We start from the raw sequence: 23,352 nt of genomic DNA on the forward strand, positions 1-23,352 counted from the left end.
ATCTCGCTCATCTCTTTATCAGTGCGGGGAGGCGCCAAAACCGCCGCCGCCTGGTGTTTCGATCACAAAGACATCGCCTTCTTCCAAATCAATTGTTGCTGTAGCGCCCAGGTCTATGCGCTTTCCGTCCCGCTTAATGGCATAGTTGAGTCCTTTTGCGCCGCATTCGCCGCCCTGCATGCCAAATGGCGCAACTGATCTGCGCAGGGAGAGAATTGAGGCGCTCATCGCCTGGCAAAATCGAATTCTTCGAAGAACACCGTCGCCGCCTTTGTGTCGACCCTTACCACCGCTGTTTTGGCGGATTGAGAATTCTTCCAGCACGACGGGGAAACGCATCTCCAGTATTTCTGGATCGGTGAGTCTCGAGTTGGTCATGTTTGTTTGAACTGCGCTCGCGCCATCAAAGTCGGGTCCGGCGCCTGAGCCACCAGATATGGTTTCATAGTACTGATGATTCTGGTTGCCGAAAGTAAAGTTGTTCATGGTTCCTTGCGAAGCCGCCATGACCCCAAGTGCGCCGTAGAGAGCATCGGTGATTTGCTGCGACGTCTCCACATTTCCTGCCACTATTGCCGCTGGATATTTGGGATTGAGCAAGCTGTGATCAGGAATTTTTATAGTTAGAGGCGCGAGAAATCCATCATTAAGCGGAATGTCGTCGTCGATCAATGTGCGGAAAACGTACATTACGGCTGCGTTCGTGATCGCTTTCGGGGCGTTCATATTGCCTTTCAGTTGCGCTGAAGTGCCGCTAAAATCCAGTATGACCCCATTGCCGTCCGGGCTTATTTTTACTTCGACGCTTATGCTGGCACCGTTATCCATTTTGCAGACGAAGCTTCCATCGTGCAGCGATTTGATTGCATTGCGCACCGCCAGTTCGGCGTTTTCCTGAACAAAGCGCATATATGCTTGCACCACGTGCGCACTGTGAGATCTGCACAGCGCAGTAAGGGCTTGTTCGCCTCGCACATTTGCTGCAACCTGTGCTTTGAGATCAGCTACGTTCTGAGCGATGTTCCTGGCGGGGTAGGGCCCGGAACTGAGCAATCGTTTGATCTCGTCTTCTGCGAATAGTCCGTTTCTGAGGAGCTGAAAGTTGTCGATCACGATTCCTTCTTCAACAAGAGACTGGCTATTGGCTGGCATGGAGCCTGGCGTTATACCACCGATATCGGCGTGGTGCCCTCGGGACGCCAGGTAGAACGATGGCGCAGTAGCAGTAGCATTAGCATTAGTACTAGCAGCCGTAGCCGTGGCAGCCGTAGCGGTAGCAGTGGTAGCCGGAGCAGTAGCCGTTGCGGCCGTATCATCGTTACCATGATCGTCGTCAATAAAGACTGGCGATACAACCGTAATATCAGGCAAGTGTGTACCACCCGCGTAAGGATTGTTTGAAACAAAAACATCGCCTTTAGTCATCTGATTGGCTCGACGCGTAATTATTTCTTGCACGCAGGCGCTCATCGAGCCAAGGTGTACGGGAATGTGAGGGGCGTTTGCTACCAATCTTCCGTGGCGATCAAAAATGGCACACGAAAAGTCCAGACGTTCTTTGATGTTGATCGACTGGCTCGTATTTTGCAGTGCAGCACCCATCTGTTCTGCTGTAGACATGAAGATGTGATTGAAGAGTTCGAGTTTTGTTGGATCTGGCTTTTGTAGATCCATTTTGACGGTGCTTGCGGCGACGAGTTCGGATGTGCGCTCAATAACAATCGATCCATTGGTGTCCACAGCGGCGCGCCAATCCGTTTCAATCAGTGTTGTGCTCATCTTTTCGGCAATCAATGCTGGACCTTTTATTTGCGTTGAGACGCCCAGCTCTTCGCTGGTCCATAAAGGTACTTCCTGCCAGGCTTGGTTCAGATAGACGTTGCATTTTTGGCGCGCTTTCTGTTCCTTTTGGGGTGACGCTGCAGTATTTTTCTGCGGCGGCATCTTTGCTTCAGCTTCCACTGATGCCGATTCAATGATCAGGTTCTTTTCCGGAGAAGTGAAACCAAATCGATCCTTGTGGATTTTTTCAAATGCGGTTCTCAAGCTTTGTAGAGAGCCGAATGGCACTGAGATAGCCATGTCCGTTCCCTCATATCGAAGCGCCAGAGTTCTGGTTGCGCTGACCTGTTCATTGCCGATCAGTTGAGGCGCCAGTTCGAATTCGCAAGCTCTCGTCAGCTTGTCCAGAGTTTTTACCGCGACTTTTAGATTGCCTTCTGTCAAGGAAAGTTCTACTGATTCATTTTTGACCGTTGTGAGATTGGCAGTGCCTATGCCGTACGCAGAAAGTACTCCTGCCAGCGGGTGAATAATTATTCTTCGAATACCTAGCGCGTCTGCGATCTGGCAAGCATGCTGTCCTCCCGCACCGCCGAAGGCAACAAGAGCATAGTTAGAAATGTCGTGCCCCTTTTCGATTGAAATCTGTTTTATCGCTGCAGCCATTTTTGCTACAGCGATCGTGAGAAAACCTTGCGCCACTGCCTCTGGTGCTGGTGAATCGGGCATGGAGTGCGCCAACTTAGAGAAAAGTTGCTCCACTTTTGTTTTGTCTAAACCCTGATCGCCTGATGGACCAAACACTTTGGGAAAAAAATCTGGTTGGATCCTTCCCAGCAGCACATTGCAGTCGGTTATGGTCAATGGACCGTCGTTTCCGTAGGAGGCAGGTCCAGGCAAAGCACCAGCCGATGCTGGTCCTACGCGCATGCGGAATCCATCAAAAGTGCAGATAGAGCCTCCTCCGGCTGCGACCGTGTTGATGGCGATCATCGGAGCTTTGACGCGAATACCTGCAAGGACTGCTTCGGTTGTGCGTTCATATCCTCCGCAAATATGGGAGACATCGGTCGACGTTCCGCCCATGTCAAAAGCAATGATGTTGGCTGCCCCTGATGCGTTGCCTACTGCAGCAGCGCCAACCACGCCGCCGGCAGGACCAGATAGGAGGCTGTCTTTGCCTTTAAAATGAGCCGCGTCAGCCAATCCACCGTTCGACTGCATGAAAAGCAACCTTACGCCGTTTAGCTCCTCCTGAACCTGTGCCACGTACCGGCGCAAAACCGGCGAAAGTGCCGCATCGGCCACCGATGTGTCGCCTCTACTAATGAGCTTCACAAGGGGGCTGGTTTCATGAGAAGTTGAGATCTGCGTGAAGCCTACCGATATGGCAATGTCTCGCAGGCGCTGCTCGTGCTCGGGATATTTGTAGCCATGCATAAGCGCGATGGCGCAGGATGTATAGCCGGTTTCGAATGCATCTTTCAATGCCCGACGGGCCGATGCCTCGTCTAGAGGAGTTAGCTCCTTTCCGGTAAAGTCATAGCGGCAGTCGATTTCAATAACGTGAGAGTAGAGTTGTTCGGGTAGGGTTATTTTGCGCGCGAAGATGTCAGGTCTGTTTTGATAGGCAATGCGCAGGCAGTCCCCAAAACCTTTGTTTGTTACGAAAACTGTTGGTTCGCCTTTGCGTTCTAGAAGCGCGTTAGTGGCAACCGTAGTACCTATCTTGACGCAGTCGATTCGATCGGCCGGAATGGAGCTCTCAGGTGTTAATCCGAGAATTTTTCTGATTCCTGCTGTAGCGGCATCTTTATATTGGCGAGGATTTTCAGAAAGAAGTTTTTCTGTTACGAGATCGCCATTTGGCGACAAACCGATCACGTCTGTAAAGGTTCCGCCGCGATCTATCCAGAACTGCCAACAAGCGGAGAAGGCTTTGTCCGTCTGGGTTTTCAATATTCAATCTCTACGAGTCTGGTAAGTCGGGCGCTAGTTCCGAGTGGTCTCGCTATGATGAGCTAGCGGCGGCAGTGGAGAGATTGTCCAGGTTACCTCTGACAACAGAAAATGCTGCAGAGACACTTTTACTCAAGCTTCCACTGGCAAAACCAAACGTCAGGGAGACCATCAAAGCCACAAATGCCAAGATGGCACCGTATTCGGTTATGCCCTGCCCTTTCTTATTCCGACGTTTACGGATACGAGCTCTACTTAACGCCATTGTGTGCCTCCGCTACAACGACAGGCCCGGAATGGTCCAGGCGGGAATAAAAATTTCAATTCGGCGGCAGGCAGTGTCGGGTTGTTGTTACCACTAATGTTCCACGCTCTTGACATCATTAACCACGTTTTAAACTAAATATTGGACAATTACTTTCGCCTGCATGAGAGTTTAAGAATCAGCTATGACAAAGTCAACGGACACAGAAACTATCACAATTAGCTTTGATGATTTTGCCAAAGTTCATATGCGTGTTGGTCGGGTTATAAAGGTAGAGGAATTTCCGAAAGCGCGTAAGCCTGCATACAAACTCTGGATTGATTTTGGACCATACGGAGTTAAGTGCTCGTCTGCGCAGATTACAGTGCACTATAAGCCCGAGGATTTGATCGAGCGCCTCGTGGTGGGTGTTACCAACTTTCCGCGCAAACAAATCGCCGATTTTTTCTCCGAAGTTCTTGTACTGGGCTCGTCTCGAGAGGACGGCAGCATTGTTTTGTTATCGGTAGATCAAGAAGTGCCTCTGGGATCGCAGATTTCCTAGTTTGCTTGGCTCCGAGAATTAACCTTTGTACTCGAAGGCTTTGCAGCCTTCCGAATTGTTTATCGAGACTTTGAATAGCGCTCCCGCATTGGGTTCTGTTTCGAGTTGAGCATCCTTGCCCGATGATGTGATGTAAAGGTCGTTCATCCTGGGACCGCCAAAAGCGCAGGATGTAATATTGCGGCATCCGGGAACCTCAATTCGTTCGATTAATTTCCCGGTTCTGGGATTGAGTTTGACGACGGCTCCGCCTTCCCACAGTGCGATGTAGACATTGTCATCGCGGTCGATCGTCATTCCGTCGAAATAGCCGCCCCAGGAGTTTTGGACCACGCTTCGGCGGTTCGATATGCGTCCGTTTTCGATCTCATAGTCGAATGCATCCAGTCTTTGCAGAAGCGAGTCAATGTAATACATAGTCTTGCCGTCAGAGGTCCAGACAAGACCATTGGAAACGCCGATTTTGTCTAGTTTGTGGTGAAGACTGTGGTCGGTATCCAGCATCCATAGATTGCACGCTTCAGGCGTTAAATCGAAATTGAAGGAACCCCACCAGAATCTTCCGACCGGATCGCATTTGCCGTCATTGGAACGATTACGGGAATGTTCGTGAACTTCGGAGAGTTTAGTCAGTTTGCCATTGTCATCGACATGGGCAATTGAATTGACCAGAGCGACGATGAACCCACCGCCACATTCTGGTGCTCGTCTCACTACCGTTCCCACATGTTCCCCGACATCAATCGAACTATTTTGACTGGTGGATGGATTGAAGGTCTGAATTTTGAAGCTGTCGATGTCGACCCAATGCAACACATGCTCGCGGAAATTCCAGATGGATCCTTCTCCCAGGAGTGCTCGGGCATGCAAGACTGGTTCAGCAATTAACGGCATGGTATCTAGTCTCTCGTCCTAATTCGTACTGAGTTTAGCTGATCTTGATTCTGGTATTACATGTAGTAGCAATTGCGTCGTTGTTGAAAGTTGAATTTGTTTAGCATAAAAACGAATTTCCTATAACGTTTCGGTCCTTCACGCGGCTTTACTGCTAAAACCAAAAGACTACAGACGGCCGCTGTCGTACGACGCAGTATCATAGGAGTGCAATGACGATGATAAAACAGCTGGGCAGAAAAATGGTTTCGAAGAATGGAGCGGCTTTGGCTGCCTTTGCAATGAGTGTGTTTGGTGCGTTTCCTGCTAGCGCAGAAACGTTTAACACCATGGCGGTGATCGCTGAGTGCGACGGTGCTAGAGACAGTGTTGTAAATACCTTTAGGGCAGGTGGTGGCATGGGCAACCACTTCAACATTTACGTTAGAGCCAACAATCCCGGTAATAACGGCAGAGCCGGGTATGTCGTGAACCGATTTGGAGGAAACGTAGATCTTATCAACGACGTTGTGGTCAATTTGTACAGCGCTGATATGGAGACGGCGAAGACATCAACTAGAGTACGATTTCTTTTTGCAGACGGTACGACAGTTGATAGGCTAATTTCGGAATTCTCGGTCAACAGCATCAATGGATTTAACGGCTACTATGAATGTCGATATCCTGCAAACAAATTATTGCCGGAGGGTCAAGTTCCGCGTCTGAGTAAGATTGCTATCTTCGTTGATAAGGGACCCGCTAATGTTGATCTCGGTTCGATCAAATTGAGTGTTTCAGAGGGCGAATGGAGAGTAATCTACCTGGACCTCACTGGTAAGGATTGCAGCGTTTTTCCAGCTCCTCCGAAGTGATCAAATTTCCAGAACTGTTGTAGATTTCGGCAGTCACTAAGCTGTTTGAAATAATTCATTGGTTTTCGAAGGCGGCGTTCTCAACGCCGGAGTTTGTGTCGGATAAATACGAAATTCCTATAACGTTTCGTCCTTATAGGCTGCTTGCCTGGTAAAACGGACATATAACAGGGGCCGCTGTTGTGCGAGTCCGTGTCATATAACCCCGGTCATTGAAATATGCTTCAGAGATTATCGATGGATCAGCGTTGTTCAGGGCGTAAACCTGTTTCAGGTTGGCGCTTCGCTCTGATCTTCGCAGTATCAGTAATAGTTTGCATTCCTGCAAATGCCGCAGATGCCGTCGAATTTCCTGGCTCGCGTCCTCCATCTCCGGTACAAAGCGCTGAGAGCAAAGCTACTAGCGATGCACATGCAACCGTTGTGCACCATTATCATCACTTCGATAAGACCGCCACGAAGAAGCCAGAACACGGGTTTCATCCGTTCCGGCGCACAATCAAGACTCTGGAAAATGTAGAACTGCAGATGGAAGATTTGACCGAGCCAATGGAAGATCTGCCCGTGCGTATCAGGCGATTACGCGAGCAGATGTCGGAGATTGCAAAACCGATGGCACTCCTTCAGAAAGAGATTGGCGAAATGAAGAAGCCAATGGAAGGGTTGAGCACAGGCGTAACTGAATTAAACAGCAATCTGCGCACCAATCTGCAAGATTTGCATCCTCGCTTGCGCGTCCTCAATTCGGGCATTGAGGGAGTTCAGACAACAGTTACTGCCGTTAACAGTGGTCTGCATTATCTCCGACCTCCTTTGAATACGCTGAATGCAGGGCTGCATGAGTTGCGAACCCCGCTTGCCGGGCTGAACACTGGACTCAGCGAAATGAAGCAACCTCTCGTTGGGCTGAATACAAGTGGTCAGCGACTGAGCAGCGAAATAGGCGACATCAAGCTGGAGATAAGAGCTTGCGAAAAGCAACTTCCGGAAGTGCAATCGTCAGTGAAGAATCTATCAACCAACATAGGTGGATTGCTGACGCCCGTAGACAGTCTCAAGAATCAGATCTCTGAACTGCGCACTGAACTGTCGCAACTAAAGTCAGTGGTGATCATCTTTTCCATAGCGATCGCTGCTATGTCTGTGGCTTTGATTGCTGCAGCGGTAATTGTTGCCATGGCGATCAAGAAATCGATGGACATAATCATCAAGCTAGCCAAGTAAAGACCTATTCTTGCGTCTAATTTGGCGAGGATTTTGAGCTGAAAATGGAAGCCGAGTCTAGGAGAAAGAGCATCACCTCCCCGTGATGCTCTTTTTATGGTTGGTTACTTGTTGTTGTTGTTGTTGTTGTTGTTCGTGTTGTTTAACTTTCAGAGTTCGCTGTGCTATTTATCTGCCTGGTTGTGCTCCTCCGGTGGACAGTCATGGTGTTTAGCTTGTTCGTCCCGTTTGGAATCCTGTGGTGGCGCAGGCGGTGCTGGCTGTTCATGATTCTGTTCCGGTTTTTCGCTTGAACATGGTTTTTCGGGTGGCTTCTGCTCCGGTGGTTTTTCAGGACACGGTTCGGGTGGCTTCTGCTCCGGTGGTTTTTCAGGACACGGTTCGGGTGGCTTCTGCTCCGGTGGTTTTTCGGGACATGGTTCGGGTGGCTTCTGCTCCGGTGGTTTTTCGGGACATGGTTCGGGTGGCTTTTGCTCCGGTGGTTTTTCGGGACATGGTTCGGGTGGCTTCGGTTGATCCGATGGAGATGGCGGCTTGGGCTGCTCTGTTGGACATGGCGGCTTGGGCTGCTCTGTAGGACATGGCGGCTTGGGCTGCTCTGTTGGACATGGCGGCTTAGGCTGTTCCGTCGGACATGGCGGCTTGGGCTGCTCTGTTGGACATGGCGGCTTAGGTTGTTCCGTCGGACATGGCGGCTTAGGCTGTTCTGTCGGACATGGCGGCTTGGGCTGTTCCGTCGGACATGGCGGCTTAGGCTGCTCTGTTGGACATGGCGGCTTAGGCTGTTCCGTCGGACATGGCGGCTTAGGCTGTTCTGTCGGACATGGCGGCTTAGGCTGCTCCGGTGGACACGGTGGGGGTGGCTGCTCAGGCGGACAAGGTGGAGGCGGCTGCTCAGGCGGACAAGGTGGCGGTGGCTGCTCCGGCGGACATGGTGGCGGTGGCTGCTCCGGCGGACATGGTGGCTTCGGCTGCTCAGGATGGCACGGTGGCTTCGGTTCCTCCGGGTGGCACTTTGGCGGCTTGTGCTCAGGTGGTTTGTGCTCGTGTGGTCGGCAATGCGGTTTCTCTGGTGGTTTGCAATCTATATCGTTGTCTTTGCAGTGGTCCGGCATCTTGAGCTTCCAGCCAGGAAGAATCAAATCCGGATTGCATTTCAGTGAAGGATGTTCCTTTTCATTCAATTTCACGATTTTATCGATTTCGTTTTTAATTGAGTGCGCATCAGTTTTCTCGCCATTCTTTTTAAGATCGCGTTCTGCAATTGTCCATAAGCAATCGCCATATTTGACCGTGTAAATATCGCATTTGGTCAGCTCGATTGGTTTTGTGCGATTGATGTCCGATTGTCTCTGCCAGTCTCGCGCCGATTGTGATGAGAGCGAGTAGTCTGGGCGCCAGCTGCACATATCGAAGAAGGCTTTAGGAGTCGACGTTGAGCAAGTATCTTTTTCTTTTGGTTGGTATGCATCGCGGCATGCCTGGTCTAGTAGGGTATTTGAAGCAGGTATGTGTTCCTGTGGGCAATTCTGTTTGGAAACATCACGCTGAAAATCAACACTCATGAGTTCTCACCTTCATGCAGATTTCAAAATGCGCGCTGCGGTGCGGCATTTGAAACGGGGATATTTATGGGCTCGAACATCGTAAGCAAATTGTGGTCGAATGGCTATGGTGGAATTCCCAATTATTCAGATTGGCTTTGCCACGATTTTGAGAACTTTAAATGTCACAATCCGGTCACGGGCGTGTCACGAGAAAGTCCCAACCGGTCAGTTAAAGTGGAGGTGCTTTTATAACTCACCGCGAGGATTCTTCATGGCTGGAGACAAGTCCGAAGGCGTACAAACAGCGCCACCCGCCCCTGAGTCTGAAGGACTGTTTGGACGCGTTATGGGACACATCAAGCACGGCGCGTCCGTCGTTCATGATACCGCCAGTGGTGTTGTGAAGAAGGGTGTGGAGAAGACGCAGGAAATCGCTCACAGCGAAACCACACATCGGATTACTGGACAGATTGCTGAAGCTGGCAAGGACGCCTTTCATAAGGGCAAAGAGATTGCTCAGAGTCCCACCACGAAGAAAATTGCAGGAGAAGTAGCTGGGGCGGGGCACGAAGTCGCCAGGGATCACATGAACAAGGTGCAGGGTATTGTCGCCGCTGAGCAGCGTGGTGATTATGGCGGCATGGTTCGCAACGCCGTACCTCTGGCAACGGAAGTTCTGGCTCCACATGCGGCTGCACTTGCGATCGTAAAAGACAAAGGCGGCAAGATTGTTATGGACCATGTGCCTGCAGAACATCGTGACACCGCCAAGAAGATCAAAGACGCAACTGATCTCGCAACGACAAAGCCAACCTTGCCGAATCTGATTCTGCATGGCGCAGACCAATCAGCGAAACGTTGAGCAACTGATCATCTGGCTTGAATTCCCTGCACGTGGGAATTTAATGCCGGTTTGATTTAACCACTGGAACAGAGATTCGACTAATTCGGATTCTCATCTACCGGCAGCGCCAGCTGAGATAGACAGTCCGCGCCTGTGAGAACTTCGATTCGATTTGCGATTCTCGTGAAATTTGGAGCCTTGAAATGGTCGTGGTCCAGTCCGCCGATCGCTAAACGGATGCGATGTCCTTTCTTAAACATAAAAGAACAAGGCTGGAGCGATAATTTTACTGGAGTTGTCTCGAAGGGCTCCAACGCCTTGTAGTCGGCTCTGAGAAACGACGGCACGGGATTTACAGTTTTGTAGAGCGGGGCGCGTTCAGGGTTGATACGATTTCCGCAGAGCAACTGCCCTTCAGTCACGTAGCGCACAAGCCCGTTCGGTGCGACATCCTCAAGGTAGGTGAATACTGCAGCGTCGGGCGCATCTGGTTTAACGTAGAGTTTGACTGACGGATGACCCGTAATTTTGATGTCTTCAGTAAGCGGTGGTGAATCATAGACGAGCAGCTTCTTGTCCGCCTTTTTTCTGTTCGGATGCGGCGTCCATAAGATTTGTCCGAGCAAACAATCCCAACGCGTTCTGCGTCCGGTGCCAGATGTGATATCAACTCTGTATGGGGTTTTACCGTCTTCCGCGGGCTTCTCAAAGTTTAGTTTGTGGTCGTTGTCTAGATAGACGATCTGCTCTTCGCTTTTGGGCGGCCAGACATCGCTGCCATGCCATTTTTCTTCACCGAGAGTGTAATAGTTGACTGCTTTATCTGAGGACAGCGGTTCGGTCTTTCCTTTTAGATAACTGTCGAAGAATTTCAGCATCTCTTGATCGATTCTAAACCGGCTCGGACCGCCATGAGTAAAGGGACTGATATTCATGTAATTGTGCTCCCATGGACCAAGCAACAGTTTGGTGCCGGGGGCTGTGTAGTTTAAAAAGCGTTTTACAGCGGCATCGGCATTGGTGCCTTCTTCCCATCCTGACGCTGCATAAATGGGTACTTGCGCTTTGTCGACATCTTTGTAATATCCGCTTGGGCTGGCGATATCGAGCCCTGCTTCCAGGTAGTCGTCTCCATATTTTACTTTGATCAAGTCGATACACTTGTCGAAGGTATCGGTCCGTTTGATTTTGTCTTTCGCGGCCAGCAGTGAGTCGTCGCGGAAATTCACCTGGTCGACAGCGCTTACATCGGTATTTAGTTTGTGCTGGGCTAATGCATCTCTTAGCAGGGAGCCGTCTAGATCTTCATCGACTGGTTTAGAGCCGTGCACAAACTTGCGATATTTTTGCAATCGTACAGGTAGTTGATTGCTGTCGAAACGTTTTGACAGATCGCCCCAATCGTGAATGAAAGGCATATTTGGCAGTCCGCCCGGTCGCATTACGTCTGTGTAGATGTCGAATGGGCTGGAAAGTATGGCGCAGGCTTTCACTTCAGGGGTTCGATTAATCAAAGCAAGCTCAGCAAGGTTGCCCGAAAACGAATGTCCTATGGTGCCTATTTTTCCGTTGAACCAGGACTGTTTAGTCAACCAGTCTGTCACTTCCTTAGCATCGGACTGATCGACTGGAGAAAGATCCCAGGGACGATCCCCGAACGAGGAACCGGCGCCGCGAGAGTCGACGACTACCCATGCATATCCATGGGTGATGAATTCGAGCCGATAAGGGCTGAGTGGCTTTGGATAGATTTTGTTGTACGGAAACTTTGGCTCGATGACGCGCCAGTAGCGCGTTAGTTCGAGAATAGTGGGAAGCTTCTCGCCCTTTTTGAGCTTGTCCGGCAGGTATATTTCTACAGCTAAACGCGTCCCATCTTTTAAGGTAATGTACCGAGAGGTTTGCGTGTAGCTTTTGTTGGTCGGCTTTGTTTTGTATGGCGCCGGAACGCCTTTGCTCTGATCGCTCTTCATAGGCAAGAACAATCTATAGTTGAGGCTTTCAGCAGTCAGTGCATTGTTTAAAATCAACGCTGCAGACAGAGAGAGAGCCGCGGCAAAACGTTTGAGGCACCGTGACGGGACGAAGCGTTTAAGGCACCGTGACTGGTGCGCAATTACATGAATGGGAGTTTGAGCTGGGTTGCCGATGATGCTACTAACTTCTTTTGAGGTTTTTTGACTGCCGGATTATGCGGTTTTAGCGCTGCGGCTTTTTGCGGCGTACGTGGTATGGATTCCACCTGAGCAGCAAGATCTATTATCGAATCTTTTTGCAAATCTTGCTCAGACAGATTGGCATTTGTATCGATGACGTCGAGGTAGTCGCCGGCTGGATCAAAGGCACCTATGACCGTGTGCGATTCGGACTGGGGCAAAATCGTGCCATGTAAAATTTCTGCGGCTTCCTCTGTGACTGGGCTGAGCGGTGGCTCTGACGTGCGGCGGCGTGGGAAGCGCGACGCAATGTAATTTACCGTTGCTTCATAGTTTTGCTGTCTAAAGAAGTCTTTGTACTTTTCAAGCAGCTCTGGATGGGTGTTTACTTCTGTCCATCGCATTGTGTCTATCCAGACCTTAGAAACATACGGCGCGACTATGGATATCAAACGATCCGGATCACAGGGCAGGAGCGGTGACATGGATACGTAGACTTCCACACCTGCTTCTCGCAGCTTTCTTATTAGTTGCAATCGGCGCCCTATGCTCGGTGCATGTGGTTCAAACTCGGCACGCACGTCTTCGTCGTCGGTGGTAAGACTGACTCCAACACTGAGACTCTTTCCAAATTGCTTGAGCAGTGCCAGATCCTGCAAAATCAGGTGCGACCGCGTGTGCATGGTCACTTTTTCAGGTTGATAAGTAAGCAATTGTTGCAAACAGCGCCTGCTCAGCCGGTATTTTAATTCCAGATATTGATAAGGATCTGTTGCGGAGCTGAAGAAGATTTTGCTGCCGAAGATTCGCGTTCTTTCCTTCTGCAAAAGCTCGGGTGCATTTATTTTGACTTCCACCCATTTGCCCCACTCGTTGAATTCATGGCGGGCGTTGGGAAATTTCGGCACATAGCAGTAGGAGCAGCTGAAAGCGCAACCGGCGTATGGATTCAGCGAAAAGTCGTATGCTGACGCCAGAGAGCCGACCTTCTGGGGCGTCAGAATCGATGAGGCTGTAATCTCAGTGATTTTGGTCATACATATATATGGTAGCATGACAAGGTCTATACCGAGCACGGTTCTTCGTTGTACTCTTTAAACCCTGTCTAATAGCCATGCTTGCTCTGCAGGCAGAAGGAATTTGCATGACCGAACAGCAGACTGAAGACCATATTGCCGAATGGCAGCGCATAGTGCAAGAGGGAAATGACGCGTATGCGCGGCGACGTTATACAGAAGCCGAGCTTGCCTTCATAGCGGCTTTGCGTATCGTTGAAAAAGCGGGATCGTCTGAGGAGTTAAGCAAACTCAGCGAGGAAGAACAGGTGGCTGCCAAAACGCGCCTGGCGAAGAGTCTGAACAATATGGCTGCCCTGTATCATACGCAAGGCAAATACAACATGGCGGAAGACCTTTATAAACGCTGTCTCGAGTTGAAGAAAGAAACTCACGGCGATGAGCACTTAGAAGTGGCAATCAGTTTGCATAATCTCGCTGTGCTGCATTCTGCCAAGCGCCGTTTTGCTGATGCAGAGCCCCTCTACAAGACAGCTCTTGAGTTGAAGGAAAGACTGCTCGGTGTTGACCATCCGGAACTCGTCACGCTGCTGACCAATTATGCGCTTTGTTTGAAGCGCATGGATAGAGCGGAAGAAGCGAAGAATATGGAAGCGCGCGCTGAAAAACTTGCTCCCAAAAAATCAGATCCGTTGAAGATCATCGCTGTACAGTATTCCGCAGAGTGAGCCTTTCCTACTGCATTGGCAGAGTGAAGATGATCGCGGTGCCGCGTCCGGCCTCGGATTCAGCCCAGATTTTGCCGCCCAATCTTTCCAGATTGTTGCGTGCCAAATACATCGATAGTCTGCTGCTGTAAGTCGACTCGGCGTGTTTACCTTCTATGAACCCGGCGAACATGTCGATGATTTCAACTTCAGGAAGTGAAGGTCCTGAGCTGGATACGACTATGCGCATGTCCGTTCCGCGGGCGGAACTTTCAACACGTGTGCGACCGCCCGGCGATGTGACGCTGATCATTTTTTCCAGTACTTGAACGAGAATGTCTTTCACTGCTTCGCGATTGCCGACTATGTTCGGCAGACCGGTGACGCTCTTGTAGTCCAGCGCCAGCTGTCGCTCTCGAGCCAATGGCGCCACTTGTTCGAGGCATTCGGATACCAGTCGGGTGACAACGATCTGCTCGCGTGGTGCGGTCACTTGTGGAACGTATCCGCCGTACATCATAAGTAAACTATCGACTACAGCGCAAAGCTGTTCGTAATGCGCGTGCAGCTCTGCAAGCGGCTGTCCGACCGAAGGGTGCATTGTTCTGGCGGCATTGCTGAGAATGTATTGCCACTTCATTTCGGCCGCACCGAGTGGTTGGCGAATCGATTCTGAAAGCATGGCGACAATCTCGCTCTTTAAATGCGAGATTTCGCTGCGCAATGACTTGTCGCGCAGCACCATAATATAGCCCTGTATGGAATTTTCTTCACTCAAGACTGGCTGCAGATGAGCGATCACTTCAACTGCTTTGTTCTGGTGGCGATGATAAATAACACCTTCCGGATAGAACTGATTGATAAGTTCGCCCGGTGTGCCACCGTGTCGCGCAAAAGCCTTGCCGTCTCGATCACCATTTGGCGATTCTCCAGGGCGTTTGATCAGGTCGAAACAGAGTCGTCCTGCGATTTCTCCCTCGGTGCAACCGAGCCAGTTCAGGAAAACTGGATTGGCAGAAAGTATATTTCCGAATTGATCGAGTACTAAAAAGCCTTCCGTCGACACTTGCAATACGGAATCGAGCTTGTGCTGCAACATTACCGATTGTCTGTTGGCATTGTTGATTTGCTTCGACACTTCGGTCAGTTGTTTTGCTTGATGCGAAAACTGTCGACTCAGGTTCTCCAGCTGCAGTGCTTTGTCTTCGACTGCTTTAGAATTCTCCTGACCTTCCTCTTGTTGCTTGGCTAACTGTGTGCGCAGGCTCTGTACCGAACTGCGCATGGAAGATAGGGCCGTATCAATCAATTCGCCTAATTCGAGCCAATCTCCGGAGAGCCCTTCAAGGGGTGGAGGTGTTGTTTGTTGAGTGGCCAGTTCGCTTGTGCGATCGATAAGCAAATTCAGAGGCTCATTTACCCCTTTGCTGATTCCAGCCGTGAATATCAACGCAAACAGAAGCGCAACGGCTCCGCAAGTGCCGGCAAGCAAGAGCACAACTGCCAGTCTTGATCCAAACTCGGGAACTGGTGTGCTTAACAAGAGAAGCGCGACGAGAGTTTTATCGTCGAGCTTGGTGTTTGCATCTTGCGGACCGGAATCGACAATATTGATCTGGTTCCACCAGCGCTGACCTTTTTCAAATCCCCCCTCGGGCAGATGCAGGTATTGCGCGATCGGCTTGGGAAAGGCAGGCGGCACGTTTGTTGCAGCCACTCCGCGTTTTTCCAGGTCTGTAATGAAAGATTTCATTTCAAACGATTTGTCATTGAGCAAATTAGGTGTGATGGCGACCAGCTTGTTTTCTCTTGTCGAAACCAGACAGAGATCAACACCTGTCAGATGATCTGAATCCAGTGCAAACTTTGTTACGAGACCTGTAAGGAATTCCGTGTCAAGCGGCTGACTGACAATGACGCAACCACCGACCTTCTGCCCGTTGTTCTGCAAGATGGGCAGGATACTGGACAGAGTCAGCATGTTGGTAGGACTGAAACAGGCTGGACCAAGGTACATGGCTTTTTTGCCCATGCAATAGTCAACACCGGCGCTCAACTTTCGGGCTGAGTAGCCGAACTTTGTCGGTGTATCCGTGCTGTAGAAAACGTTTCCACTGGCATCAACGATAGTTATGTATCCAATCAAGGAAGTCTTGTTGATGACGTTTTTGAGTGCCGCAGCCATCGCTCCGCGATCTTTGGCTGCCAGCGCCTGCATGACAGCCGGGTCCTGACAGACGGCAGCGGCAATGCCGCGGTTCATCATCTTGACTGATTCAAAGTCAGCGCCCAGCTTTTGGGTGGCTGTATACAGCCGCTTTGCCGCCGCTTCATGACTGCCCTGATAGTCGAGAAACAGACCGTAGCCAGCATTCCCCAATACAGCGACGAGGATTACGGTGAAAAATGCGAACGTTAATTTAGCGCCGATGCCCAATTGCTTTTACGTTTCGTGCTGAAGAGTCCACTAGAAGTTTAACGTACCCATCGCGTTCTCCACGATGTTAAACCGATGTGTTGTGCACGAATATAGGGTTTTCAAGGGATTGCGAGAGAAATAATTACTTCCACCCTGCTTCTGACTCGCCGATCAGTCGCCGGGGTGGGCATTCAGAGTAATGCAGAGACAGTAGAGTTATTCGTCGTCTTTGGCTGCCGCTGCCTGGGCGCGTCGATAATCGACCTGCACCTGAATGGCACGAATCAGTTGGTTGGGGCCGCAATAGCCGAGTTCAAGCAGAATTTGACCCAGTGGCTTTTGCTCTTTGCCACCTTCAGCGTCCTGGCGTTGGATATGAAGGGCTTCGTCGAGCTGGTAAATGGTGATATAGCCCAGTTCAACCAGGATTTGACCCAACAGAGTTTTATTTTGCTCTTGTTTAGGGTCTTTGGGCGACTTTGATGACCGTGTCTTCATTTTGCTGCGTCCTATTTACGCTTGCGGCCTAACGGTACTAACCATGAAAAGGTGACCGCTGGGCACACCCGAAGCTTACAACTTATGGCTGCTGGGTTTCCCCCCTGACCAGGTTCGTTGGTCTCCGCCGTACCCAACGATCTAGCTGCAATTATAGACTATTGTAGGCTGCATAGGTTCAGTCGTATAGCGGCTAACTTGGCAACCGACGAGATTTTATGATTCGAGGACACTTTTCTCAGGAATAAAGGAATTGTGTTTGCCCTCAGTCTTTTGCCCCTGGCACCGTATTTAGTATCACAAGTTCGGGAGGAATGTTATGACGGTTCTTGAACATAAAGTGCCCGCACCTCCTGAGCAAATAATGATGGTGCAGAGTGCGCCACGAGCTTACAACGTGTTGAAAGCGGCTATGGAGCTCAATGTGTTTGAGACTATGGAGCATGCGCCGCGATCAGCTGAAGAGATTTCCCGTGAGTTGCATTTGGATAAACGTGGCACTGAATGTTTGCTGAACGCTCTAGTGGGGCTGAAATTTTTGGCTCACGCTGAAAATGACAAATTCGAATTGATTGAAGTGTCTCGAACGTATTTACTGCAATCGAGCGATTTGTACATGGGTCTCTATCTCAAACACGCTGAGCAACTCGATAAGGGCTGGTCTCAGCTTGGTCAAGCGATTCGCAGTGGAAAGCCTGTAAAAGAGGTAAATACGCAGCAAACAGCAGAGGAATTTTTCCCCGCTCTTGCCGAGGGTATCTTTCCAATGAGCTATGCTACCGCCCAGATTGTTGCTCGGGATCTGAGCGACGTCAATCACGGCAAGGCACGCATTCTTGATATAGCTGCCGGCAGTGCGGTTTGGAGCATACCCTTTGCGGAAGCGAATCCCAGTGCGACTGTAGATGCTTTAGATTTTCCCGCTGTTTTGGAAGTGGCGAAAAAGATCACGACGAAACGTGGGCTTGTCGATCGCTTCAATTTCATTGCAGGCGATTGGCGAAAACTCGACTGGAAGTCACATCAGTACGACATCATTATTCTCGGTCACATTTTGCATTCTGAAGGACGAGAGGCGAGCATACAGTTGCTCAAGAATTGTGCGGATTCTTTGCGCCCCGACGGAGTTGTCGTAGTTGCGGAATTTTTGTGCAATCGTGAGCGCAGCGGTCCTCCAGCGGCGTTGATTTTCGAATTGAATATGTTCCTGCATACAACCGAAGGGTGCGTATTTTCTGTTGATGAATTGAAGAAAATCATGCACGATTGCGGTTTTAAACATGTGGACTATTCGGCGGACATCGGCGAGCAACCAGTTTTGGTCGGCTCGAAATAGATCACTTGCAAGACCCGCGTTTAAATCCCGGGAAGTTCTGATCACTCACGCTCCTGTCTTCGCACCACTTATAGTGGCGCGGCGAAGCATAGGCCGACGTTGCAGTATTGCAGACCTAGTCTTGTGCACCGCTCGCGAAGTCTGGACCGTTGTCTGACATATTCCAGCGCAATAATTCACGGCGCCATTCAAGATCGGCCTGCGCTTCCTTGATCAAGCTCGCCAGCCCTTGAAAGTCAGCGAACGACAGATCGATCGCCATACCCAGATCGAATGTCAGTTTGACTCGCTCGCAGTTCGGTGTGCATGCCATGCACACGATGTGCTCAGGTCCACAAACTTCGAAAACCTGATTTTCGTCACACTGCATTGGATCTTTCTGCCAGTTGAGATAGTCGAGAAATTCATCGACTTCCAGGCTCTGTTGAATCAGCAGAACAAGCGCCTGATACTGCACATTGTTCAAGTATATGGTCACTTCTTGCCGACGGAAATCTAGTGCGAACTCACCGTTTTCTTTGTCGAGATATAGATCTGCAAATGCGTTCGCAAAACTAATCTGGTAGGCCGTGCTTGTTTTCATTTACCAGTGTCCCCTCAGGACCTCCGTGCCGGACAGTTTTAACCTTTGAGCCATCTTGCAACGTCGCGTGCATGATATGTGATGATCAAGTCAGCTCCTGCGCGCGCGATGCCAGTCAGGGACTCGAGTACAACTTTTCTCTCATCGATCCAGCCGTTAGCTGCGGCGGCTTTGACCATTGAGTACTCACCAGAAACATTATAGGCCGCGATCGGCAGTTTGGTCATTTCTCGGGCTTTGGAGATGATGTCGAGATAAGGAAGCGCTGGTTTTACCATGACAATGTCGGCGCCTTCTTGAATATCTAATTCGATTTCTCTGAGCGCCTCGCGACCGTTGGCTGGGTCCATCTGGTACGACATGCGGTCGCCGAATTGTGGCGCCGATTCAGCTGCTTCGCGGAATGGACTGTAAAGTGCCGACGCAAATTTGGCGCTGTAGGCCATGATTGGTGTGTGCTCGAAGCCGGCTTCGTCAAGCGCATTTCGAATCGCTGCTATTCGTCCATCCATCATGTCTGATGGGGCGATCACATCTGCTCCCGCTTCCGCTTGAGCGACCGCAGACTTCGCCAGAATTTGCAACGAAGGGTCGTTAAGTATGCGACCGTCAGCGACAGTGCCGCAGTGACCGTGATCCATGTACTCGCATAAGCAAGTATCAGCAACTACAACAATCTCAGGGAAGCGTTTTTTGATTTCGCGAATCGCCTTGTTGACTATGCCGTCGCGTTTCCAGGCTCCAGATGCTTCGCTGTCTTTCTTGTCTGGAATGCCAAAGAGTAAAATCGACGTGATTCCGGCGTTCGCGGCCAGTTCGATTTCATTCAGTGTTTCGTCGATGCTCTGTTGATAGATGCCAGGCATAGAGCTGATCGGCAGTTTTTTCTTTGTGCCTTCGACGATAAAAAATGGATAGATCAGTTTTTCAAGATGCAGATGAGTTTCTCTTACCATCAAGCGAGTAGCAGGAGTGGCGCGTAATCTGCGCATTCTCATGTTTGGATAGTTTTGCGAACTCTGGGCAATACGATCTTTGGTCAGCGTTTTCAAATCAGTCATTTGGAATCCTGAATAAAAAGGTTATCGACGCGCGCTGTGCGGGAGTTTGCGGCAGGCTGTCGTTAGATAACTACTAAATATATCCTTTTAGCGACGGCTACCGTGTCATTTTGAGGCTTGTGTGGCAGAGAATTAATGCTGCCAAGAACGGTTGAAAACGGTTCGGTCGTTCGTTGCGCCTTATTCGCTGGCATTTGTTTCGACGAAGTAAAGTACGGCATTTATCAGTCCATCGAGATTGAATTCTTCCGCTTGCCCTTCACACTTGCCGAGGCACTCAACTGCAGTCGCGGTAGTTTGTGGACCGATTGAGATGATCGCTGTTCGTCTGAGGATTTGTCGAAGACTGGAGGCATCACTGTTGTCGAAAATGGAAAAAGCATTGCGCAAGATTTGAGCGAGATTGCGCACTGATTGGGAACTGGCGACGGTTATGATGTCGACCTGTCCTCTGACCAACATTTCAGTGAGGCTGGCTACGGTTTGATTGGAGGTGCTGGCAGGCACAGTCTGGTAAGCCTGTACTACATCCACTTCGGCACCGGCTGCTTGAAATTTTTCAACGATCAGGTCGCGACCGATGTTCGTTCTGGGCCAGAGAATTTTCAGCCCAGTCAGGTTTGGATAACCGGGAAATTGATCGACAAAATCTTCACTGACAAAAGAACCGCTGGGCTGAAAGGAGGGGTTGAGGTTATTTCGGCGCAGAGTTTCAGTGGTTGACGGTCCGATCGTCGCGTATTTGCCTGTGAACATTCTGCCACTCGGGCGCTCAGCCCATCGAGATATGAAGTACTGAACGGCATTCGTGGACGCAAACATAATCCAGTCATACTCATCGATTCGAGCAATGGCAGTGTCTACACTCTGCCAATTCAGTGGAGGAACGATTTCGATTGTCGGTAGCTCGATTACTGACGCACCCAGTGCCGTCAACCTTGATGTCAGCTCGCTTGCCTGATGCCCGGCGCGAGTCACGACTATGCTGATGCCAGTCAGAGGATGCGTTTTTTTCATCGCCTTTAGTTCCTTGCCGGGGATGACACAGAAGTACTAAGGAGGTGATATCGCCGATGGTGTCGATTGTTTGAGTTCGCGAAGAATTCTCTCTGCTCCGAGTTCTTCCACTCGCTCTGCCAGATTGCTTCCCAACTCGGTCGCTTTGTCGATTGCAGATTCGAGAGATACCCTGATTACTTCCGAGCCGTCTAAAGCTGCTACGCAACCAGTCAATCGCAGTCTGCCGTCTCTCAGTGTCTGACCCAGGGCGCCGACCGGAACCGAGCAGCCTCCGCCGAGTTTATCGAGAAAAGCGCGTTCAGCATCAATTTCTGCTCTGACGTTGATGTTTTCGATCACGGTCAAATAATCCAGAATAGCTTTGTCGCCCGCACGGCATTCCACTGCCAGCGCACCTTGCCCGACGGCAGGCGTACAAACTGCCATGTCTAGATATTCGTTTATCTTGTTGCTCAGACCAAGACGAATCAGTCCGGCCGCAGCAAGCACCATCGCATCGCATTGTCCATCTGTATGTTTACGCAGCCGCGTTGGTATGTTGCCGCGAATGTCGCAGAACTCCAGATCGGTTCGCAACGACCGTATCTGTGCGGTGCGTCTGCGACTGGATGTTGCCACTCGTGTTCCCGGTGGCAACGTTTTTAGTTCCAGATCATCATTTGCAACCAGAACATCACGAGGATCTTCTCGGTCTAAAACACAAGCCAGAACAAGGTCTCTGGGCAATTCGGTGGGCAGATCTTTCAAGCTGTGCACGACGAAGTCGACACGATCTGAGTAGAGGGCGTCTTCGAGCTCTTTAACAAATACGCCTCGACCGCCTAACTCGGCAATCGGCTTGGTTTGCACCTTGTCACCGCCTGTGGTGATAGGTACAATTTCGAATTTCAAGTCAGGAAATCTGCCGGTCAGCTCTTTGATGACGATGTCTGTCTGCAATCGAGCTAGCTGGCTCTCTCGCGTTCCAACGCGCACGCACTTTTGCTTGCTTGATTTGGTGGTCTTCTTTGTCACTTTTCTCTACAGGCGGTGTCTGGTCCGCTCAATCGGCTGCGAGAAGTCTTCTTGGAGTTCAGGGCTCCAAGCGGATCGAGGCTGAACAAAGTGCGCAGAGCTTCTGCTTGCTGTCGCAAGATTTCGTAGTCTCTGGTCGCTTTCAGTTGCACTGTCGGGTGATGCAAAATTTGATTGACGATGGCCCGACTGATTTCTTCGATTTGGGCCGGGTCTGTTTCGCTGTCGCTCAGACTGGCACCTCGTGTTTTCGCCATCTGTTCAAGGCGAATCGATTCGATTTTTTCACGCAGACCGGCAATGGTTGGTACCACCAGTAGTGAGCGTTGCCAGGCGTGAAACTCGTCTAGAGTTTGAAATACAATGTCTTCAGCTTCTGCGACTAGAGCTTCTCTCTCGGCCAGGTTCTTCGTTACTACTTCAGTCAGATCATCGGACTGGAAAAGTTTGACGCCTGGAAGATTAGCAATTGTGGGCTCTACATTGCGTGGCACTGAAATATCAACGATACAGAGCGGTTTTTGTTCTTTCGAACGGCTTGCCGCGAGTAGCTCACGTTCGAGCAAGAACCTTTGTGCGCTTGTCGAGACTACGACCAGATCAGCCGTTGCTGCCAGTTTGTGGCGATCTTCGAAATCGAACTCGGTTTCTAAACGATGTACGTTTGGCAGAGAGTTTTTCAAAAACTGTTGAACGCGTTCTTTGCTGCGATTCAGCAAAAATACGGTTCCGCTTCCCTGATCGGAAAGCAGTAGTTTGACGCATATCTGAGACATCTTGCCGGCACCGATGACGGCGATGCGCTTGTCTTTCAGGTCGCCCAGGGTTGTTCGAGCCAGTTCCAGTGCTGCTGAGCTCACTGATACGGCCCTTTTGCCCATCGATGTTTCGGAGCGAACACGTTTACCGCATTGCAGGGCAATTTTGAACAGATGGTCGAGCACAGGTCCGGCAGTCTTGGCTTCCAACGCCGACTGATAAGCGGCTTTGACCTGGGACATGATCTGTCCTTCGCCCAGAACCATACTGTCGAGCCCGGAAGCAACCCGGAAGAGGTGCAAAGCGACATCTTCTCTCAGCAGTCTGAAATTCGGTTTGAGGGCGCCGTGGTCGCTGACTGCCTGAGCTGAATTGAAAAATTGTTCGATTTCCTGCCAACCTGCTTGAACGTTCGAGACAACGGCATAGACTTCGGTGCGGTTGCAGGTCGATAAGATCGCCGCTTCTTTGACGTGCGGCAGGTGGGATAGAGCCATCAGTGCGTGGCTGACGCATGATTGAGGAATCGTGAAGCGCTCACGAATGGCAATCGGAGTGTTGTGATAATTCAGGCCACAGACTACGAGGTGAGTCATTCTGATGGGGTTTCCAGGTCGACCAGTAAGCCGTTGAATCGGTCCGTTTTTTTCATCCCAATCGACCTCAAAGCCTCTGATGATCGGAGCAGGTGATGATTGCCAATTATATCCACGCCGCGAAGCTCTTTTTCTGAACTAGATGTCAGCGTAAAGAATCTACAAATATGCTTCTAGCTTACTCGTAAGGGGGCAAGACGCGCTAGTGGCGGCATATACTGGCATTGCCGCTTGACTATAGGGGCTTTCGACCCGCTGGTCGTTTTGATTAGAAGAT

The 23,352-nt window shown here is 50.4% G+C and carries 19 protein-coding genes and 1 other RNA gene; 6 read left to right on the forward strand and 14 right to left on the reverse strand.

The window, feature by feature from the left end; genetic code table 11:
* Window positions 1-18: 18 nt before the first annotated feature.
* Complete coding sequence (locus EKK48_18005) at window positions 19-3,741, reverse strand: 5-oxoprolinase (GenBank protein ID RTL39766.1); 3,723 nt, start codon at window positions 3,739-3,741, stop codon at window positions 19-21.
* A gap of 52 nt (window positions 3,742-3,793) precedes the next feature.
* The gene (locus EKK48_18010) at window positions 3,794-4,006 is read right to left on the reverse strand and encodes a hypothetical protein (GenBank protein ID RTL39767.1); all 213 of its coding nucleotides are present in this window, start codon (window positions 4,004-4,006) and stop codon (window positions 3,794-3,796) included.
* 184 nt (window positions 4,007-4,190) lie between these two features.
* Between EKK48_18010 and EKK48_18015 the strand changes: the two genes are divergently transcribed.
* Window positions 4,191-4,550: a tRNA-binding protein gene (locus EKK48_18015; protein ID RTL39768.1), complete on the forward strand. Its 360-nt coding sequence runs from the start codon at window positions 4,191-4,193 to the stop codon at window positions 4,548-4,550.
* 18 nt (window positions 4,551-4,568) lie between these two features.
* Here EKK48_18015 and EKK48_18020 read toward each other — a convergent pair whose 3' ends face one another.
* Window positions 4,569-5,444 (reverse strand): SMP-30/gluconolactonase/LRE family protein, encoded by an 876-nt coding sequence (locus EKK48_18020; protein ID RTL39769.1) that lies wholly within the window; start codon window positions 5,442-5,444, stop codon window positions 4,569-4,571.
* A 212-nt stretch (window positions 5,445-5,656) separates the two neighbouring features.
* Between EKK48_18020 and EKK48_18025 the strand changes: the two genes are divergently transcribed.
* Window positions 5,657-6,295, forward strand: a complete 639-nt coding sequence (locus tag EKK48_18025) for a hypothetical protein (GenBank protein ID RTL39770.1) — start codon at window positions 5,657-5,659, stop codon at window positions 6,293-6,295.
* 237 nt (window positions 6,296-6,532) lie between these two features.
* The gene (locus tag EKK48_18030) at window positions 6,533-7,519 is read left to right on the forward strand and encodes a hypothetical protein (protein RTL39771.1); all 987 of its coding nucleotides are present in this window, start codon (window positions 6,533-6,535) and stop codon (window positions 7,517-7,519) included.
* A gap of 164 nt (window positions 7,520-7,683) precedes the next feature.
* Here the strand turns inward: EKK48_18030 and EKK48_18035 are convergent, their stop codons facing one another.
* Window positions 7,684-9,084 carry a LysM peptidoglycan-binding domain-containing protein gene (locus EKK48_18035; GenBank protein ID RTL39772.1) on the reverse strand — a complete coding sequence of 467 codons (1,401 nt, stop codon included), beginning with the start codon at window positions 9,082-9,084 and terminating at the stop codon, window positions 7,684-7,686.
* A gap of 253 nt (window positions 9,085-9,337) precedes the next feature.
* Here EKK48_18035 and EKK48_18040 point away from each other — a divergent pair, with 253 nt between their 5' ends.
* Window positions 9,338-9,928 (forward strand): hypothetical protein, encoded by a 591-nt coding sequence (locus EKK48_18040; protein ID RTL39773.1) that lies wholly within the window; start codon window positions 9,338-9,340, stop codon window positions 9,926-9,928.
* Window positions 9,929-10,008: 80 nt separating this feature from the next.
* Here the strand turns inward: EKK48_18040 and EKK48_18045 are convergent, their stop codons facing one another.
* Window positions 10,009-11,883 carry a CocE/NonD family hydrolase gene (locus EKK48_18045; GenBank protein ID RTL39774.1) on the reverse strand — a complete coding sequence of 625 codons (1,875 nt, stop codon included), beginning with the start codon at window positions 11,881-11,883 and terminating at the stop codon, window positions 10,009-10,011.
* 143 nt (window positions 11,884-12,026) lie between these two features.
* Window positions 12,027-13,142, reverse strand: coding sequence for a radical SAM protein (locus tag EKK48_18050; GenBank protein RTL39775.1), 1,116 nt, complete (start codon window positions 13,140-13,142; stop codon window positions 12,027-12,029).
* 38 nt (window positions 13,143-13,180) lie between these two features.
* Between EKK48_18050 and EKK48_18055 the strand changes: the two genes are divergently transcribed.
* A complete protein-coding gene (locus EKK48_18055) occupies window positions 13,181-13,810 on the forward strand; it encodes a tetratricopeptide repeat protein (GenBank protein ID RTL39776.1) in 630 nt (209 codons plus the stop codon).
* A 7-nt stretch (window positions 13,811-13,817) separates the two neighbouring features.
* Here EKK48_18055 and EKK48_18060 read toward each other — a convergent pair whose 3' ends face one another.
* The 3 genes from EKK48_18060 to ffs form a co-directional block, all read right to left on the reverse strand.
* Window positions 13,818-16,226, reverse strand: coding sequence for a PAS domain-containing protein (locus EKK48_18060; GenBank protein RTL39777.1), 2,409 nt, complete (start codon window positions 16,224-16,226; stop codon window positions 13,818-13,820).
* 198 nt (window positions 16,227-16,424) lie between these two features.
* On the reverse strand, window positions 16,425-16,706 hold the full coding sequence (locus EKK48_18065) for a hypothetical protein (protein RTL39778.1): 282 nt from the start codon (window positions 16,704-16,706) through the stop codon (window positions 16,425-16,427).
* A gap of 50 nt (window positions 16,707-16,756) precedes the next feature.
* Window positions 16,757-16,848, reverse strand: an RNA gene (gene ffs, locus EKK48_18070) — signal recognition particle sRNA small type.
* Between the two features lie 177 nt (window positions 16,849-17,025).
* Between ffs and EKK48_18075 the strand changes: the two genes are divergently transcribed.
* Window positions 17,026-18,042 carry a methyltransferase domain-containing protein gene (locus tag EKK48_18075; GenBank protein RTL39779.1) on the forward strand — a complete coding sequence of 339 codons (1,017 nt, stop codon included), beginning with the start codon at window positions 17,026-17,028 and terminating at the stop codon, window positions 18,040-18,042.
* A gap of 115 nt (window positions 18,043-18,157) precedes the next feature.
* Here the strand turns inward: EKK48_18075 and EKK48_18080 are convergent, their stop codons facing one another.
* The 5 genes from EKK48_18080 to EKK48_18100 form a co-directional block, all read right to left on the reverse strand.
* A complete protein-coding gene (locus tag EKK48_18080; GenBank protein RTL39780.1) occupies window positions 18,158-18,625 on the reverse strand; it encodes a hypothetical protein in 468 nt (155 codons plus the stop codon).
* Between the two features lie 38 nt (window positions 18,626-18,663).
* Window positions 18,664-19,623, reverse strand: coding sequence for a porphobilinogen synthase (hemB, locus tag EKK48_18085; protein RTL39913.1), 960 nt, complete (start codon window positions 19,621-19,623; stop codon window positions 18,664-18,666).
* Between the two features lie 243 nt (window positions 19,624-19,866).
* The gene (locus EKK48_18090; GenBank protein ID RTL39781.1) at window positions 19,867-20,703 is read right to left on the reverse strand and encodes a uroporphyrinogen-III synthase; all 837 of its coding nucleotides are present in this window, start codon (window positions 20,701-20,703) and stop codon (window positions 19,867-19,869) included.
* A gap of 36 nt (window positions 20,704-20,739) precedes the next feature.
* On the reverse strand, window positions 20,740-21,720 hold the full coding sequence (locus EKK48_18095; protein RTL39782.1) for a hydroxymethylbilane synthase: 981 nt from the start codon (window positions 21,718-21,720) through the stop codon (window positions 20,740-20,742).
* A complete protein-coding gene (locus EKK48_18100; protein RTL39783.1) occupies window positions 21,717-23,075 on the reverse strand; it encodes a glutamyl-tRNA reductase in 1,359 nt (452 codons plus the stop codon). Before EKK48_18100 ends, EKK48_18095 begins: the two co-directional genes overlap by 4 nt.
* Window positions 23,076-23,352 lie beyond the last annotated feature (277 nt).

The sequence above is a fragment of the Candidatus Melainabacteria bacterium genome, assembly GCA_003963305.1.
Classification (GTDB): domain Bacteria; phylum Cyanobacteriota; class Vampirovibrionia; order Obscuribacterales; family Obscuribacteraceae; genus PALSA-1081.

Excerpts from the sequence above, each read along its gene's own strand:
- EKK48_18065 (RTL39778.1), bottom strand. The coding sequence starts at position 16,706 with ATGAAGACACGGTCATCAAAGTCGCCCAAAGACCCTAAACAAGAGCAA.
- EKK48_18055 (RTL39776.1), top strand. The coding sequence starts at position 13,181 with ATGCTTGCTCTGCAGGCAGAAGGAATTTGCATGACCGAACAGCAGACT.
- hemB (RTL39913.1), bottom strand. The coding sequence starts at position 19,623 with ATGAGAATGCGCAGATTACGCGCCACTCCTGCTACTCGCTTGATGGTA.
- EKK48_18035 (RTL39772.1), bottom strand. The coding sequence starts at position 9,084 with ATGAGTGTTGATTTTCAGCGTGATGTTTCCAAACAGAATTGCCCACAG.
- EKK48_18015 (RTL39768.1), top strand. The coding sequence starts at position 4,191 with ATGACAAAGTCAACGGACACAGAAACTATCACAATTAGCTTTGATGAT.
- EKK48_18045 (RTL39774.1), bottom strand. The coding sequence starts at position 11,883 with ATGAAGAGCGATCAGAGCAAAGGCGTTCCGGCGCCATACAAAACAAAG.
- EKK48_18080 (RTL39780.1), bottom strand. The coding sequence starts at position 18,625 with ATGAAAACAAGCACGGCCTACCAGATTAGTTTTGCGAACGCATTTGCA.
- EKK48_18020 (RTL39769.1), bottom strand. The coding sequence starts at position 5,444 with ATGCCGTTAATTGCTGAACCAGTCTTGCATGCCCGAGCACTCCTGGGA.
- EKK48_18010 (RTL39767.1), bottom strand. The coding sequence starts at position 4,006 with ATGGCGTTAAGTAGAGCTCGTATCCGTAAACGTCGGAATAAGAAAGGG.
- EKK48_18030 (RTL39771.1), top strand. The coding sequence starts at position 6,533 with ATGGATCAGCGTTGTTCAGGGCGTAAACCTGTTTCAGGTTGGCGCTTC.
- EKK48_18100 (RTL39783.1), bottom strand. The coding sequence starts at position 23,075 with ATGACTCACCTCGTAGTCTGTGGCCTGAATTATCACAACACTCCGATT.
- EKK48_18040 (RTL39773.1), top strand. The coding sequence starts at position 9,338 with ATGGCTGGAGACAAGTCCGAAGGCGTACAAACAGCGCCACCCGCCCCT.
- EKK48_18025 (RTL39770.1), top strand. The coding sequence starts at position 5,657 with ATGACGATGATAAAACAGCTGGGCAGAAAAATGGTTTCGAAGAATGGA.
- EKK48_18090 (RTL39781.1), bottom strand. The coding sequence starts at position 20,703 with ATGAAAAAAACGCATCCTCTGACTGGCATCAGCATAGTCGTGACTCGC.
- EKK48_18075 (RTL39779.1), top strand. The coding sequence starts at position 17,026 with ATGACGGTTCTTGAACATAAAGTGCCCGCACCTCCTGAGCAAATAATG.